General features: G+C 46.0%; 14 protein-coding genes. 7 read left to right on the top strand and 7 right to left on the bottom strand.

Annotated elements, in window-relative coordinates:
• Positions 1-83: 83 nt before the first annotated feature.
• Entirely contained in the window at positions 84-1,574 is a 1,491-nt protein-coding gene (gene nagE / locus L4D76_RS16140; protein ID WP_428441922.1) for an N-acetylglucosamine-specific PTS transporter subunit IIBC, read from the bottom strand.
• A 259-nt stretch (positions 1,575-1,833) separates the two neighbouring features.
• Between nagE and nagB the strand changes: the two genes are divergently transcribed.
• From nagB to asnB, 5 genes are all read left to right on the top strand, one after another.
• A complete protein-coding gene (gene nagB, locus L4D76_RS16135) occupies positions 1,834-2,634 on the top strand; it encodes a glucosamine-6-phosphate deaminase (protein WP_428441921.1) in 801 nt (266 codons plus the stop codon).
• An 85-nt stretch (positions 2,635-2,719) separates the two neighbouring features.
• Positions 2,720-3,856: an N-acetylglucosamine-6-phosphate deacetylase gene (gene nagA / locus L4D76_RS16130; RefSeq protein ID WP_428441920.1), complete on the top strand. Its 1,137-nt coding sequence runs from the start codon at positions 2,720-2,722 to the stop codon at positions 3,854-3,856.
• Between the two features lie 2 nt (positions 3,857-3,858).
• Positions 3,859-5,073, top strand: coding sequence for a DNA-binding transcriptional regulator NagC (gene nagC / locus L4D76_RS16125; protein WP_428441919.1), 1,215 nt, complete (start codon positions 3,859-3,861; stop codon positions 5,071-5,073).
• A 127-nt stretch (positions 5,074-5,200) separates the two neighbouring features.
• The gene (locus L4D76_RS16120) at positions 5,201-6,787 is read left to right on the top strand and encodes a cation:proton antiporter domain-containing protein (RefSeq protein ID WP_428441918.1); all 1,587 of its coding nucleotides are present in this window, start codon (positions 5,201-5,203) and stop codon (positions 6,785-6,787) included.
• A gap of 363 nt (positions 6,788-7,150) precedes the next feature.
• Positions 7,151-8,815 (top strand): asparagine synthase B, encoded by a 1,665-nt coding sequence (asnB, locus tag L4D76_RS16115; protein WP_428441917.1) that lies wholly within the window; start codon positions 7,151-7,153, stop codon positions 8,813-8,815.
• 149 nt (positions 8,816-8,964) lie between these two features.
• Here the strand turns inward: asnB and L4D76_RS16110 are convergent, their stop codons facing one another.
• The 4 genes from L4D76_RS16110 to htpG all read right to left on the bottom strand — a co-directional run bounded on the left by L4D76_RS16110 (position 8,965) and on the right by htpG (position 14,279).
• The gene (locus L4D76_RS16110; RefSeq protein WP_428441916.1) at positions 8,965-10,269 is read right to left on the bottom strand and encodes an inosine/guanosine kinase; all 1,305 of its coding nucleotides are present in this window, start codon (positions 10,267-10,269) and stop codon (positions 8,965-8,967) included.
• A gap of 148 nt (positions 10,270-10,417) precedes the next feature.
• Complete coding sequence (hemH, locus tag L4D76_RS16105; RefSeq protein ID WP_428441915.1) at positions 10,418-11,386, bottom strand: ferrochelatase; 969 nt, start codon at positions 11,384-11,386, stop codon at positions 10,418-10,420.
• A 182-nt stretch (positions 11,387-11,568) separates the two neighbouring features.
• A complete protein-coding gene (gene adk, locus L4D76_RS16100) occupies positions 11,569-12,213 on the bottom strand; it encodes an adenylate kinase (protein ID WP_428441914.1) in 645 nt (214 codons plus the stop codon).
• A gap of 161 nt (positions 12,214-12,374) precedes the next feature.
• The gene (gene htpG, locus L4D76_RS16095; RefSeq protein ID WP_428441913.1) at positions 12,375-14,279 is read right to left on the bottom strand and encodes a molecular chaperone HtpG; all 1,905 of its coding nucleotides are present in this window, start codon (positions 14,277-14,279) and stop codon (positions 12,375-12,377) included.
• Positions 14,280-14,733: 454 nt separating this feature from the next.
• Here htpG and L4D76_RS16090 point away from each other — a divergent pair, with 454 nt between their 5' ends.
• Positions 14,734-15,603: a winged helix-turn-helix domain-containing protein gene (locus L4D76_RS16090; RefSeq protein WP_428441912.1), complete on the top strand. Its 870-nt coding sequence runs from the start codon at positions 14,734-14,736 to the stop codon at positions 15,601-15,603.
• A complete protein-coding gene (locus tag L4D76_RS16085) occupies positions 15,594-16,148 on the top strand; it encodes a regulatory protein ToxS (RefSeq protein ID WP_428441911.1) in 555 nt (184 codons plus the stop codon). The genes L4D76_RS16090 and L4D76_RS16085 overlap by 10 nt, the downstream gene beginning before the upstream one ends.
• A gap of 124 nt (positions 16,149-16,272) precedes the next feature.
• On the opposite strand, the gene recR is transcribed toward L4D76_RS16085, so the two are convergent.
• The gene (recR, locus tag L4D76_RS16080) at positions 16,273-16,875 is read right to left on the bottom strand and encodes a recombination mediator RecR (protein WP_428441910.1); all 603 of its coding nucleotides are present in this window, start codon (positions 16,873-16,875) and stop codon (positions 16,273-16,275) included.
• Between the two features lie 3 nt (positions 16,876-16,878).
• Positions 16,879-17,208: a YbaB/EbfC family nucleoid-associated protein gene (locus L4D76_RS16075; RefSeq protein WP_428441909.1), complete on the bottom strand. Its 330-nt coding sequence runs from the start codon at positions 17,206-17,208 to the stop codon at positions 16,879-16,881.
• Between the last annotated feature and the right edge of the window lie 7 nt (positions 17,209-17,215).

The following is a 17,215-nucleotide window of genomic DNA, read 5'->3' as shown; positions in this document are numbered from 1 at the left end:
AAGCCTATTAAGAAACTGGCTCCCAATCGGGAGCCAGCTATTACATTGTTACTAACTCTTCAATTACTATAAAAACCGAGTAATTAAGGAAGTTTTACAGAAGACAGGTCTTCTGATGCCGGGATTTTTTTCATTTCGCCAGCGACGATTTCTGCTAGTGGGCCGAGGATAACCTGCAGGTTGTTTGAACCTAGTTTAACCACACCCATTGCACCTAACGCTTTCAGAGTCTTCTCATTAGCAAGGCTGCTATCTTTCAGAGTAAGACGTAGACGCGTGATACAAGCATCGATGTTTTCAAGGTTGCCGTGGCCGCCAAGAGCTTTCAGGTATTGCTTAGCCAGTTCACCAGTTTCTTTTGAACCGGTAATACCGCTTTCTTCAACATCGTCATCTTCACGACCTGGAGTCTTTAAGTTGAACTTAATGATGACAGTGCGGAAGATTGCGTAGTATAGGCCGAAGAATACCAGACCCTGAACAATCAGCATGTACCAGTTAGTAGCTAGTGGGTTCTGTGACTGCAGGAACATATCAACGAAACCCGCAGAGAAACCAAAGCCTGAAATCCACTGCATTGAAGCTGCGATGTATACAGACAGACCAGTCAGTGCTGCGTGAATGACATATAGACCTGGTGCTAGGAACATGAAGGCAAATTCTAGCGGCTCAGTCACACCAGTGAAGAATGATGCGAAACCAGCGGCGATCATGATAGAGGCGACTTTTTCTTTGTTCTTCGCCTTAGACGTGTGGTACATCGCAAGCGCAGCACCTGGCAGACCGAACATCATAATTGGGAAGAAACCACCCATGTAGATACCGGTAACACCCGGAGTTGCAACACCGTCAGCAATTGACTTCGCGCCACCCAGGAAGTTTGGCAGGTCGTTAATACCAGCCACATCAAACCAGAATACAGAGTTCAGTGCGTGGTGCAAACCAACAGGAATTAACAAACGGTTGAAGAATGCGTAGATACCCGCACCTGCTTCACCCAGCCCCTGAATACCTTCACCGAAAGATACCAGGCTATTGAAGATTGCAGGCCAAACATACATTAGAACAAAAGCAATAAAGATACCGGCAACAGATGTCAGAATAGGGACCAGACGCTTACCAGAGAAGAACGCCAGTGCTTTGTGCAGTTCAACCGCCGAGTAACGGTTGTAGATTTCAGCAGAAACAATACCGACAAGGATACCGACAAACTGGTTTTCAATCTTACCAAATGCCGCAGGAACAGCACTTGCGTCGATACCTTGGATCTGCGCCACCGCACCAGGCGCAAGAAGTGTTGTAACTACCAGGTAACCAACAAAACCAGATAGGGCAGCTGCACCATCCTTATCTTTAGACATACCATACGCTACACCGACGGCGAACAGTACAGACATGTTTTCAATAATTGCACCACCAGCCTTGATTAGAAAAGCAGCAAGCGCACTGTTTGCACCCCAGCCATTCGGATCAATCCAGTAACCAATACCCATTAAAATTGCAGCGGCAGGCAGAGTGGCGACCGGCACCATCAATGCTTTACCTACTTTTTGAAAATACCCAAGAATATTCACCGTTAGTTCCCCCTAATTGGTTCTCTTAGATTTGGTTATCAGATAACTTACTTCGGCTATTTGATAAAGTCATCATCAGTGTAAGAAGTTTATTTCGCACCGCAAATTAAAACGTCGTCATTTGTGATCTTAGTCACCTGCTGGAGCAAGATCCAGGCGATTTTGCTAGCCCGATCATAAAACTTATTTTATGATTCGAAACAAAGGCGCTATGCCACTACAATTATTTTGTTTTATCTATCTTGAATGAGGTGTCACCGTGAGACTAATCCCACTTATTAACGCGAAAGATGTAGGTTTATGGTCTGCTCGCTATATTGCTGATCGTATTAACAAATTTGAACCAACGGCAGAACGTCCTTTTGTACTTGGTTTACCTACCGGTGGCACTCCTTTAACGACATACAAGCGTCTTATTGAGCTTTATGAAGCTGGTGAAGTAAGTTTCAAGCATGTTGTGACTTTCAATATGGACGAATATATCGGCATTCCAGCCGATCATCCGGAATCTTATCGTAGCTTCATGTATAACAACTTTTTCAATCACATTGATATTCAAGACGAAAATATCAATCTCCTGAATGGTAACGCAGAAGATCACGAAACTGAATGTCAGCGTTATGAAGATAAAATTAAATCTTACGGTAGAGTCAACCTGTTCATGGGCGGTGTCGGCAACGATGGCCACATCGCATTTAATGAGCCAGCGTCTTCATTATCCTCTCGTACTCGTATCAAAACGCTGACGCAAGATACCCGCATCGCGAACTCTCGTTTCTTTGATGGTGACATCAATCAGGTTCCGAAATACGCACTGACTATTGGTGTCGGTACCCTGCTTGATTCTGCTGAAATCATGATTTTGGTGACTGGCCATAACAAAGCACAAGCTCTTGAGGCGGCTGTTGAAGGCTCAGTAAACCACCTGTGGACGGTTTCGGCACTGCAACTGCACCCTAAATCACTGGTTGTATGTGATGAACCAGCCACCCAGGAACTGAAAGTAAAAACCGTAAAATACTTTCAGGAACTGGAAGCACAAAATATTAAACACCTTTAACTATAAATGATCACCTTCTTGCTATTAAACGAAATAGCAAGAAGGTGAATCGTTACAATAACCTTTAACATAAAAGGAAATGTTCATGTACGCGCTTACCAATTGTCGTATTTTTACCGGTAGCGATGTGCTGAATAACCACGCCGTCATAATTGATGGCGTGAACATTCACGCTGTTTGCCCGGTAGCTGAGCTGCCAAATGATATCAAATCCGTTGATCTTGAAGGGGCTAACCTGACCCCTGGTTTCATCGACCTGCAGCTAAATGGTTGCGGTGGGGTGATGCTGAATGACAAAATCAATGCTGACACCATTCATACCATGCACCGTGCCAACCTGAAGTCTGGTTGCACAAGCTTCCTGCCGACTCTGATCACCTCTTCTGATGAAGATATGAAAGCTGTGATCACCGCAGCTCGCGAATATCACAGCAGGTATCAGAACCATTCACTGGGTTTGCACCTTGAAGGTCCTTACCTGAATGTGATGAAAAAAGGTATTCACAGCGTTGACCACATCCGTCGTTCAGATGATGCAATGATCAAAACCATCTGCGAGAACGCAGATATCGTCACCAAAGTAACTCTTGCCCCTGAACAAAACGCTCAGGAGCATATCGAACAACTGGTTGAAGCCGGTGTTGTTGTTTCAGCAGGGCATACCAATGCATCCTATAAAGAAGCACGTAAAGGTTTTGCGGCGGGTATCAGCTTTGCGACTCACCTGTTCAATGCCATGACACCTATCGCCGGCCGTGAACCGGGGATGGTTGGCGCAATCTATGACACGCCAGATGTCTATGCCGGCATTATTGCTGATGGATTCCACGTTGATTATGCAAATATTCGCATGGCACATCGCATGAAAGGCGAAAAACTTGTTTTAGTGACTGATGCAACTGCACCTGCAGGAGCAGACATGGATCACTTTATTTTTGTCGGTAAGAAAGTATATTATCGGGATGGCAAGTGTGTTGACGAAAATGGCACACTTGGTGGCTCGGCACTTACCATGATTGAAGCGGTTCAAAACAGTGTCGAGCATGCAGGTATCGCCCTGGACGAAGCGATTCGCATGGCTACCCTTTATCCAGCACGGGCAATTAGTGTTGATAATAAACTGGGTGCCATCAAAAAAGGCATGGTTGCAAACCTGGCTATTTTTGATCGTGATTATAACGTTCAGGCGACTGTTGTTAACGGTGAATACGAGCAGAACTAACTATGACAGGCGGACAAATTGGTAATGTAGATCTGGTTAAGCAGCTTAACAGTGCTGCTGTTTACAGACTAATAGACTTGCAAGGCCCTATTTCACGGATTCAGGTTGCAGACGTGAGTCATCTTGCTCCGGCAAGTGTTACTAAAATTACCCGCCAATTGCTTGAGCACGGCTTAATAAAAGAAGTCGCGCAGCAAGCATCTACCGGTGGTAGACGTGCCATATCGCTGACAACGGAGTCAGCGCCTTTTCATTCAATTGCGATCCGCCTTGGACGTAATTACATCGAAATAACCCTTTATGATCTGAGCGGAAAATATATTGCAGGTGCTGAAGATCAATTTAGCTATTCTAACCAGCAAGAACTGACCGATGGTTTACTTGGCCACATTCGTCAATTTATCTCCGATAATCAGAGTGTAATAAGAGAACTGGTCGCATTCGGTATTACCCTGCCAGGTCTGATTGATCCTGAAAAAGGGATTATCGAGTACATGCCAAATATTGAAGTTGATAACTTCCCGCTGGCGGATATTATCCGAGACAAATTTGGTGTGTCTTGTTTTGTCGGCAACGATATCCGTGGCCTGGCTCTGGCCGAGCACTATTTTGGCTCCAGCCGTGATTGCAAAGACTCGATTTTAGTCAGTATGCACCATGGTACAGGCGCCGGCATTATTGTTAATGGTCAGGTATTCCTGGGCTATAACCGTAATGTAGGTGAAATTGGTCATATCCAGATTGATCCTCTTGGTGATAAATGCCAATGCGGAAACTTCGGTTGTCTCGAAACTGTCGCCGCAGATCCGGCCGTTATTTATCACGTACAGCAGTTACTTGATCAAGGCTACCCGAGCAGCTTGCAGGCATTAGAAGATCTCACTATGCCCGCGATTTGCGAAGCCGCTAACAAAGGTGACGAACTGGCCACCCAGGCATTAATTAAAGTGGGCAACCAGTTGGGTAAAGCGCTGGCAATGACCATCAACTTATTTAATCCACAAAAAATTGTTTTGGCGGGTAATATTACCTTGGCACAAGACATTGTTTTCCCGGCTATTCGACGTTGTGTCGAAACCCAGTCTCTTTCCACGTTCCACAAAGATCTGCCCATTGTCGCATCAGAACTTTATGGTCAGCCAACCATTGGCGCTTTTTCGATGATCAAACGTGCGATGTTAAATGGTGTATTACTGCAGCGTATGCTTGATGACTAATTCAGAGCAACAAGTTCTACTGTAGCAGCTTAATTCGTAACACTTTCTCGGGGGATGGGTCATACAGACACATCCCCCTTGTGCTATATTGAAGGCCAGTTTTGCTCACCAAGGCCTGTCACTTACCATGGAACTCGTCTTCCTCATTGCCGCTTTTCTAGCTGGCTTCATCGCGTTGCAATGTAAACTCCCCCCTTTAGTGGGTTTCCTGCTTGCAGGGTTTGCCCTCAATAGTGCCGGCTTTCATTCAACCGAAACCCTCACAACGTTGGCAGATCTGGGTGTCACTCTTTTACTGTTTAGCATCGGTCTGAAATTAGACGTTAAAACCCTGCTGGCTAAAGAAATATGGGGAGGTGCGACGCTTCACAATCTGCTTTCAACCGCCCTGTTCACCTTGTCACTGCTCGGTTTAAAACAACTTGGCCTTGGTATGCTCACGGAGCTGGACATCGCGCAACTTGTTCTGCTCGGCTTTGCCTTGTCTTTTTCCAGTACTGTCTTTGCCATTAAAGCCCTACAAGAGAAAGGTGAACTTAACGCCACCTACGGTACCTTAGCAATCGGTATTCTGGTCATGCAGGATATCTTTGCCGTTGTCTTCCTGACTGTCTCAATGGGAAAAATACCGGATATTACCGCATTAGGTCTGTTTGCCCTGCCGCTACTGCGACCATTATTGTTCAGGATTCTTGACAAAGCGGGACACGGCGAAATGCTGGTTCTGTATGCCACCTTCCTGGCTTTGGTCGTCGGGGCTGGCCTATTTGAGCTGGTTGGCATCAAGGCCGATCTTGGCGCCCTCATTCTCGGCATGATGCTGGCCGCACACCCCAAAGCCTCTGAGATGTCCAAGACTCTCTTTAATCTGAAAGAGCTGCTGCTGGTCTGCTTCTTCCTCAACATTGGATTAGCAGAAGAACCCACCTTCGACGGCTTCTTAATGGCGATTGTGCTGCTTTTACTGCTCCCGATTAAAGGGATCCTTTATTATCTTATTTTCAGCCTGAGCCGTTATCGTGTCCGCACCTCATTGCTCGGCACACTCACCCTGTTTAACTACAGTGAGTTCGGTCTGATCGTCGGTGGAATGGCCTATAAGCTAGGCTGGCTGCCCGGCAGTTTTTTGGTTGCGATTGCCATTGCGGTCTCACTCTCCTTTTTAATTGCCGCCCCGCTCAACAGTATGGGCCACAAGCTCTACACTGAAGCAGCGAAATGGCTAAAAGAATATGAACCGGCAAAGCTCAATGCCAGTGACAAGCTGATTGACCTGGGTCATGCCAAAGTTTTAATTTTAGGCATGGGACGGATAGGCAGCGGTGCCTATGACGAACTGGTACAGCGTTATGGGAAACAGGTGATTGGTATCGATACTCGCGAAGACTCTGTCGAAAGCCACAGAGCTGAAGGTCGTAACGTGATCCATGGTGATGCAACCGACTCAGATTTCTGGGCTCGAGTTATGGCTGATCACCGTATCAAATTGATCTTACTTGCCATGCCACACAGCCAGGCCAACACCTTTGCCCTGGAGCAAATTCACCTGCGCGATTATAAAGGTAAAATTGCCGCCATCGCCAAATACGACGATGATGAAGAGCTGCTATATGAGCTGGGGGTTGATGCGGCTTTTAATATCTATAACGAAGCCGGAAGCGGCTTTGCCCGCCACGTTTGTGAGAGTTTAGCACCAGACATCAAGCAAATTTAATTCCCTTCTTCCATACATCTTGCATACCCAAACCAGCTTGAGATGCGAGATTTAGCATCTTGAGGGGGTTTATGAAAACAACGGCAACCTCGGCTGCCGTTTGTTTTTTCGGTTAAAAACCGACCGCGATTAGATCTCATTCGGAAAAAGGCAAAATAACCAAATAGAATTCACTAGCGGCACTTTTCTTTAATTGATTGAAGGTTTTTTATTGCATTTACTTACCGAATACGCAATTTTAACAAACAAGCAAGTAAGGGGATAAAGCGAGTGACTAGAAACTAGAAACTAGTCACTAAAGGCTCAACTCCCCCGAAAGAATTAGGGATAGCACCAAAGATATTAAGGTTGGAGTGGAAAAATATGTGTTCAGTATTCGGTATCTTAGACATTAAAAGTGATCCAGCAGCACTGCGTGCAACAGCACTGGAAATGTCAAAAAAAATGCGTCACCGCGGCCCCGACTGGTCCGGTATCTATTCATCAGATAAAGCGATTTTAGTCCACGAGCGTCTTGCTATCGTTGATCTGAATAGCGGTGAGCAACCACTTTACAACCAAGACAAAACCCACGCTTTGGCGGTTAATGGTGAAATCTACAACCACAAAGAGCTAAGTGCCGAATTTGCACCGGATTACCCATTCCAAACTGAGTCAGATTGCGAAATCATTCTTGCGCTTTATAAAGAAAAAGGTCCTGAACTACTCGATTATCTGAACGGTATCTTTGCTTTTATTCTTTATGATGCTGAGGAAGATGCTTACCTGATTGGTCGTGACCATATTGGTATCATCCCACTGTATCAAGGCTACGATGAGCACGGTAACTACTATATCGCCTCTGAAATGAAAGCCTTAGTACCGGTTTGTAAAACCATCACTGAATTTCCTCCTGGCCACTTCCTGTGGAGTAAAAAAGGCGAACCAGTGCGTTACTACAAGCGTGACTGGATGGAATATGATGCCGTTGCTAATGCAAAAACAGACAAAGTAGCACTGATAAACGCATTAGAAAGTGCAATTAAACGCCAGTTAATGACCGATGTACCTTACGGTGTTCTATTATCAGGTGGTTTAGATTCTTCTGTGATCTCTGCTATCACCAAGAAATTTGCGGCGCGCCGTATTGAAGATGATGAACAGTCACAGGCCTGGTGGCCTACCCTGCACTCATTTGCCATTGGTCTTGAAGACGCACCGGATCTGAAAGCCGCCAAAGTCGTGGCGGATAGCATAGGTACGGTTCACCATGAACTGACCTACACCGTTCAGGAAGGCCTGGATGCGATTCGTGACGTGATCTACCACATCGAAACCTACGACGTAACCACCATTCGCGCCTCAACGCCAATGTACCTGATGGCGCGTAAGATCCGTGCAATGGGTATCAAGATGGTACTTTCTGGAGAAGGGGCTGATGAAGTATTTGGCGGTTATCTGTACTTCCACAAAGCGCCGAACGCCAGAGAATTCCACGAAGAGACGGTGCGTAAACTCCTTGCGCTGAATATGTTTGACTGTGCACGTGCCAACAAGTCTATGGCTGCCTGGGGAATTGAAGCGCGTGTACCATTCCTGGATAAAGAGTTCCTTGATGTCGCAATGCGTCTGAAGCCTGAAGATAAAATGTGCGGCAATGGCAAAATGGAGAAACACATCATCCGTGAATGTTTCGGACATTACCTGCCAGAATCTGTTGCATGGCGTCAAAAAGAGCAGTTCTCTGATGGCGTTGGCTACAACTGGATTGATACGCTAAAAGAAGTGGCAGAAGCAAAAGTCACGGATAAGCAGCTAGAAACAGCCAAATTCCGCTTCCCGTACAATACGCCAACCACGAAAGAGGGTTATTCGTACCGTGAAATCTTCGAAGAGCTTTTCCCTCTGGAAGATGCGGCGAAGTGTGTGCCTGGCGGCCCGTCTATCGCATGCTCAAGCGCTAAAGCAATAGAGTGGGATGAGAGCTTTAAAAACAGTGCAGATCCATCAGGCCGCGCCATTGCAGCCGTGCACAACGAAGCTTATTAACAGTAGATTAGAGTGACGAGGAGCGAGTTTCGATAAAAGAAATTCGCAATCTTGAATAAAAAAACCGCCATCTTCGGCGGTTTTTTTATTTGAGGTAATAAGTGGCTTTTCCTAGGGCCGAGGGCCTTCTTTTCCTAGCGCCGCTCTTCTTACCGTTCCCAGTATGCTTCTTCCAGACTATCTTCACGCTCTGGTAAACCACGAGATAAACGCGGTGAGTGCTGAGCCAGTACTTCATAGCTCACACGGTTTGCGTACAGACACACTTGTGAAAACGATGAATAGGTCAGGAAGTTCTGCTGGTGCTTACTTGAATTCGGCACATTGTCTTTGTGATAACGGTTTGCCGACATATCATGTAGAACAGCAGACAGTGCGCCATCACCGGCACCATTGGTATTCTTAATACGCTCCGGACCACCCATGTATGGTGCAATGTGTGAGTACACCTTGATTGGACTCTCACAGCCGGATTTCAGCATCGGGCGGCTGAACTCATAGCGGTTAAACTCAGGAATATCTCCAGGCAGCAGCGGCAAGCTCGTTTCTCGCTTTGCTGCATCCTCGGTATAACCTGCAGTATATAAACCAATAGGACCCGCCGTACACAGTACTAAATCAACCCATTCCAGCGTTTTATCAGAAGCGAGCAATGGATCTGACTCACCCGTCAGTGCTTCTGCTTCATCTTCATTCATCGCAACGACAGTAACATGATCGCGTAAGAAATCACGCCACCACTGTGGATCGTCAGCAATCACGAACTTGGTTCCCAATGTCAGAACAACCGGTACATCGTATTTTTTTGCGTATTCAATAGCACGCATGGTCGCATCAGGCATCGGGTCGCCATCTTTACAGCGCACCAGATAAGCCGTTAGTACCAGCGCCGACGCACGTTTGAAAATATCTTCCGAGATATTATCAGGATGCAGTTGGTTCATGCGGCCTTCATTGATCGCGAAGGTACGCTCACCGTCTTTAGAAATCAGAGCAAAACATCGGCCGATAGGCCCTTCAACAGCCTGCAGGTGATTCATATCCATACGGCTTGAGGTGTTGCAAAGATAGCGGTACGCATAGCTACCGATTTCAATATCTTTACTCATGACACCTAACAGCACCGATTTATCATCAGCCAGCACAGAGTAGTTATGCAAAGTGTTACCAATCGTGCCACCCGCAAACTCGTGGGTGATCAAATCGTTTTCTTTTAACTCTTGATAAAGTGCTTCCGCTTTATCATCTGTAATGACCAATGAGTGGCCTTTACTCAGCTCATAGCGCTCCAGGAATTCATCATCCACATACGCTTCAATATCAACCAATGTCTGATCAATACCCACCACATGGGCCCGTGTCAGACGCTTTTCTGGTTTAGTTTGACTAAGAAGTGGATCACGCGCATGTACAGGAAAGTAATGCTTTGATTTTCGTTGACCTGGAAATTTCATGAGAATGAGCTGTCGGTTGTGAATTTTTGCGGATTCTATCACACAATATAGAACAAAAAAGGAAAAGCTCTCACAGTTTGTGAGAGCTTTCTCGCTTCAACAGGAAACTTTTTTATACTGTCAATACCTAAACCACCTCAAGGTGCAGCTACCAACCCTGGCTATGCTGTACGACTAAACTGGCCATCATGTCGATATGTGCCGGACTATCATTCAGGCACGGAATTAAATTAAACTCTTCGCCGCCTGCCTCGATGAATGTTTCTTTACACTGCTCGGCAATTTCTTCTAATGTTTCTAAGCAATCGACAGAGAACGCCGGACACATTACATCTAACCTTTTAATTCCTTTCTCTGCCAGTTCTTTAATGGTTGGTTCAGTATATGGCTGTAGCCATTCTTCACGACCAAAGATCGACTGATAGCTCATGCTCATCTTTTCACGGCTCAGTGCTAACTTTTCAGCCAGCTTCGCCGTGGTACCGTTACAGTGCGCCGGATAAGGGTCGCCATTATCGGCATAACGCTTCGGAATGCCGTGATAAGAGCAGAGCAGGTAGTCTGGCTCACCTTTTTCTGCCCACAATTCATTGACTGATTTCGCCAACGCATCAATGTAATTCGGATGGTCAAAGTAATGGTTAACAAAGCGAAGTTCTGGAATATCGGGCAGCTCTTTCAGTACCCTGGCGACTTTGTCAAACACCGCCGCCGTCGTCGTTTGCGAGTATTGGGGGTATAGCGGTAAAACCAGTACTTTTTCACACCCCTGCCGTTTCAGCTCGTGCAGACCCGATTTAATATCTGGCTGGCCATACGTCATTCCCAATGCAACCGGAACATCAAGACGTTGAGCTAATTGTTGTTGCTGACGACGGGAATAAACCATCAGCGGTGAACCCTCGTCCATCCAAACTGATTGGTATAATTTAGCGACTTTAGGCGCGCGAATAGGCAAGATCACGCCATGTAAAATTGGGTACCATAGCCAACTGCTCATATCGACAACACGTTGATCATGTAAAAATTCAGATAAAAAACGTTTGACCGCGGAAGGTGTTGCTTCGTCTGGGGTGCCTAAATTTACGAGTAGCACACCATATTGATTATTATTCATTCCCACCTACTGAGCACTTGTACTAATCTGAAAAAACTTATTTTACCACTAAGCGATTGACACTAATCTGTTAATTATACCAATCGGGATATATTTATTCGGTAATTACATGGCATAAAAAAACGGGCGATACCATTGGTATCGCCCGCTTTTTCTTATTGATAGAAACTATCAATAATTAATTAAGCCAGTTCTTTTTCTAGCTCGGCACTGACTGCTGCAACGTCCTGAGTACCATCGATTTTGATGTACTTGGTATTGCCAGCTTCAGCTTCTTTACCGTAGTAAGCGATCAGCGGGGCTGTTTGCTCATGGTAAACGCCTAGACGTGCAAGCACTGTTTCAGCTTTATCGTCTTCACGAACAACAAGATCTTCACCTGTTTCGTCATCTTTACCTTCAACCTTCGGCGGGTTGTAAACAACGTGGTAAGTACGACCAGATGCCAGGTGAGCACGACGGCCCGCCATGCGCTCAACGATAACTTCGTCAGCTACATCAAATTCGATAACGTAATCAACAGCAACGCCATTTTCTTTCAGGCCATCAGCCTGAGGAATAGTGCGAGGGAAACCATCTAGTAGAAAACCTTTTGCACAATCGTCTTGGGCAATACGCTCTTTAACCAAACCAAGAATGATATCGTCAGACACCAACTGACCAGCATCGATGACTGATTTTGCTTGTTTACCTAGCTCAGTACCTGCTTTGATCGCTGCACGTAACATGTCACCGGTAGAAATTTGAGGAATACCCAATTTCTCCATGATGAATTGTGCCTGAGTTCCTTTACCTGCACCTGGAGCGCCCAGAAGAATGATGCGCATCGTGATCCCCTTTCAAAAATAAGCTGGATTTATCAAAAACCGTTGGTTCTCAAAAAACATGCAAAATACACTGATTAGCCAGCAGTCGCAAGCCCGGTACCGTGACCGGGCTTGATTACATGCTTTATCAGGATACTATTTGATGCCGCGAGAAGAAGCGATTAGACCTTAGTCAGAAGCTTGTTCACAGCAGCAACAAACTGTGATGGATCTTCCATTGAACCTCGTTCAGCCAGCATTGCCTGACCCAGCAGTAGCTCAACCCAGCGTCCGAAGGTTTCTTCATCTGCTTCGTCTGCCATTTGCTTCACCAGTGCGTGCTCCGGGTTCAATTCAAAAATGTACTGAACTTCAGGCGCATCGTGGCCAGCCGCCGCCAGTAATTTCGCCATTTGTGTGCCCATCTCGTTCTCATCAGTCACCACAACAGCCGGTGTGTCGTGTAACTTAAACGTGGTGCGCACATCTTTAACGCGCTCGCCCAAGTAACCTTTCGTGCGCTCAACAACAGATTTGAACTCATCTTCGACTTCTTTTTGCTTCTCTTTTTCTTCTTCGTTTTCAAACTTAGACAGATCAAGATCTGCTTTAGTGATCGCCTGGAATGGCTTACCGTCGAAATCCGCCAGGTGACCCATCAACCACTCATCGATACGATCGTGCATTAGAATTACTTCTAAGCCTTTCGAACGGAATTGTTCCAGGTGAGGGCTGTTCTTTGCCGCAGTGAAGCTATCGGCCGTCAGGAAATATATTTTATCCTGACCTTCTTTCATGCGTTCAACATACGCTGCCAACGATACATTTTGCTCGGCGGTATCGTTATGCGTAGAGCTGAAACGCAGTAAGTTGGCAATCTTTTCACGGTTAGAGAAATCTTCAGCCGGGCCTTCTTTTAACGCCTGACCAAATTCCGTCCAGAGCGTCTGGTATTTCTCTTCATCTTTCTTCGCTAAGCGATCAAGCATCGTCAGGGCACGCTTAGTACATGCCTTACGCAGCGCCTGAGTCACTTTGTTATCCTGCAAAATTTCACGGGATACGTTCAGCGGCAAATCATTGGAATCAATCAAGCCACGCATGAAGCGTAAATAGCCCGGCATAAACTGCTGCGCGTCATCCATAATGAAGACACGCTGTACATACAGCTTAAGACCATGCTTGCTATCTCGGTTGTTCATGTCCCACGGTGCTTTAGACGGGATATAAAGCAGGCTGGTGTAATCCTGGGTGCCTTCAACTCGGTTGTGGCTCCAGCTTAGCGGCTCGGCAAAATCATGAGACACATGCTTATAGAACTCGTTATATTCTTCGTCAGTGATATCTGACTTATTACGCGTCCACAATGCCTGAGCTTTATTGATCTGTTCCCACTTAGAACCTGTTGGCTTGCCTTCCTCATCATGTTCAGTGATCTGAATATGGACAGGAATACCAATGTGATCAGAGTACTTACCAATAATGCTGCGCAGACGATGTTCATCTAAAAATTCTTTTTCATCATCACGAAGATGAAGAATGATATCGGTGCCACGGCCGGTTTTAGTTATATCTTCAACCGTGTAATCACCTTCACCCGCCGAATGCCAGCTAACGGCTTGATCGGCGGCGACGCCCGCTGCACGCGTATTAACGGTAACGGAATCAGCAACAATAAATGCAGAATAAAAACCGACACCAAACTGGCCGATCAGCTGTGACTCTTTAGACTGATCTTCACTCAGTTTGGCAAAGAAGTCTTTCGTACCCGATTTTGCAATCGTGCCCAAATGCTCGATCACATCGTCACGAGTCATACCGATGCCATTATCACTGATGGTTAACGTGCCTGCCTCTGCATTGAAAGACAATTTCACACCGATATCTGCGTCATTTTCATAGAGATCAGGTTGAGAAAGTACACGGAACCGAAGCTTATCGGCAGCATCTGATGCGTTGGAAATCAACTCACGTAAAAAAATCTCTTTATTCGAGTATAAAGAGTGAATCATAAGATGCAGAAGCTGTTTCACTTCCGATTGAAAACCGCGGGTTTCCTTATTTTTATGTAACTCTTGCTCGCTCATCTAAACTCCAAAACTAGTCATTTTACGTATACCCAAGTTACCTCAAGATGCTCGTTTCAGCGAGAATTTCCAGGCGCTAAGGTCAGGCGCTGATTTGCAGATATAGTCGCTCTACATCAAAAATCAGCAACGCAACATTAGTGCCTGGAAAACTCGCCCTTCGGGAGCGATCCAGCCAGCCCACTTCTGTGTCAAATGCACTCGAAAGGACCAGTCATTCCTTCGCACATTTTCCTTGAATTGAACTGGCTGGCATCACTCTGAATCCTGCATCTTGAGGTAACTTGGGTATTACTCATTACAGATATGTGGTCATTGGATAGGTTTTCAACCTAAAATAACGGCTTTTACACCCTTTATCTTTTTTCAGTTCGCTTTTTCATTTTTTTACATTCAGATTATGTTCAGCGAAACATGGTATACAGATGTCTGAACTATACCTCCGGGGCAAAAAATGCATACAATCTCCACCAAACACTTGATCGGGCAACGCTTCCTTTTTGACCCTTATGACAACAGCCTGATTGATCAACACGAAAATAATGCACTGACACGTCTTGGCAGCAATGAGAGCCGAGCCTTAAGTCTGCTAATTGAAGAGCCGGGAGCGATCATTACCCGAACGCGCTTACATGAATACGTCTGGCGTGAACAAGGTTTTGAAGTTGACGACTCCAGCCTGACACAAGCAATATCGACTCTGCGTAAAGCACTGAAAGATTCAACAAAATCTCCGGGATTCATTAAAACCGTACCTAAACGTGGCTATCAAATGATCGCCATGGTAACAAAGTGCCAAGACACACCAGTTACGGTTTCACAAGATACTCTCGATGAACGGCCAACGGCAACAGCGCAACCAGAGTTCTCTGACACCGAGCAAGTTCAGCTGCAACATGATGTAAAGACAGCGGCCAGCTCAGGCGGGCAAAAGAGTGCTACCAACCCCGTTCAGTTATCAGCGAAAATGGGGACGTGGGCATGGCTGGCTCTGGTTGTTGCGTTCCTGTTACCACTGCTGGTAAACATGGGCTTTCCGGCTAAATCAGCCGCTTTTGAACCGCTTTTTGAAGTAGAAGGTGTAAAAGTCTTAACACCGAAAAGTCGCCCTGTACTTTCAGATTGGCAGCCGATGATTTCAAGCTGTGTTCGTACTTATCTCGAGTATCATCAAGATAAGGTTCGCCCGGTTGAAGTTATTGTAACTGGCGGCCAAAATAATCAACTTTGGCTCAACTACATTCACGATACTGCCGTTCCTGATGAGAACGTCACGCTTCGCTTGCTGACAAGCCAAGAGGATAATTCCAAGTTATGTCGATAAAACGTAAACCAATGCAAATACCAGCGCGATTGAAACGCTTCTGGCCGTTTATTGTTTTAGTCTGCTCTGCCATTTTCAGTACTTGGCTCTACTACTCCAGCGATTACAAGCAAGAGCGTTTGTTAATGTCACGTGAATGGCAATCGAATACAGTTAGCCGAGTCGAAGAGACCCAGCTTGATCCTCTGGGTATGGGTATGCTACGCCGTTTTGAGCAAACCAGTAATGTGGTTTATCTGCCAAATAGAACCTACTCTCGTATCACCCTAATGAAACTGTTCAGTGCCACTGATGAACCACTGACACTGCATATTTCCGAATCAGGCAAGTGGGATGTCAGTGGTGGTTACTTGCTAACAGAGCCCGTTGAATTTAAAGACATCACTTCAGGCCAAAATGCAGACTTCCAGAAGCAGCATTTAGCCACTGTGAAGAAATTATTCCGCATGGATGCCCAGCAGAGCCGCCGTATTGATGTGCTTAGTGAAAAATCGATGCTATTAACCAGCTTAACTCACGGCTCGAATATTCTTCATTCGCTGTAATATACCCAAATAACGAAAAAGGAGCCAAAGCTCCTTTTTTTTCGTCTTTTACAACGAATTTAAGACAAAAAAATACCAATCATCAGAGTAGCTCTGATGATTGGTACTTATACGGCAGTCGGTATTAATATAATTTGTGGCGACCTGCAATAGAGTGAGACAGCGTGGTGCCATCCACCAACTCTAATTCGCCACCAACCGGAACACCGTGAGCAATTCGGGTTGCAGTCACGTCGTACTCATTACATAGCTCCGCGATGTAATGTGCCGTCGCTTCACCTTCTACTGTCGGGTTAGTCGCCAGGATCAGCTCAGCTATCTGTTCTTTTTGCAGACGAAACTCAAGTACATCTAAACCGATATCTGAAGGGCCTATACCGTCTAACGGCGACAAGTGTCCCATTAGCACAAAGTAGCGTCCCGAAAACTGTCCCGTCGCCTCAACAGCAACAATATCTGCTGGCGTTTCTACAACACAGATCTGGCCGTTTTCCTGACGTCGAGGATTGGCACAAAGCGCACAGACGTCGTCTTCGGTGAAAGTACGACAATCTTTACAGTGACCGATTTCCGTCATCGCCCTGGTAAGAGCATCCGCAAGTTGCAGACCCCCCTGACGATTTCGTTGCAACAAATTGAAGGCCATCCGCTGCGCTGACTTGGGGCCAACCCCAGGCAAGCAACGTAAGGCCTCCATTAATTGTTCCAGTAAATGACTGGTGCGCATTGATTAAAATGGCATCTTAAAACCCGCTGGCAAGTTCATGCCACCGGTAACACCAGCCATTTTTTCTTTCTGAGTTTCTTCGATACGACGAGCGGCGTCGTTAAACGCAGCAGCAATCAAATCTTCCAACATGTCTTTGTCATCTTCCATCAAGCTGTCATCCAGCTCAACACGACGAACACTGTGGCTGCCCGTAATCGTTACTTTTACCAGGCCAGCACCAGATTCACCAGTCACTTCCATATTGGCAATTTCTTCTTGCATCTTCTGCATGCGCTCTTGCATTTGCTGCGCCTGCTTCATCATGTTGCCCATACCACCTTTACCAAACATATTTTCT

The sequence above is a fragment of the Photobacterium sagamiensis genome (assembly GCF_050337085.1).
GTDB lineage: Bacteria > Pseudomonadota > Gammaproteobacteria > Enterobacterales > Vibrionaceae > Photobacterium > Photobacterium sagamiensis.
This window is presented reverse-complemented; position numbering and strand designations above follow the sequence as displayed.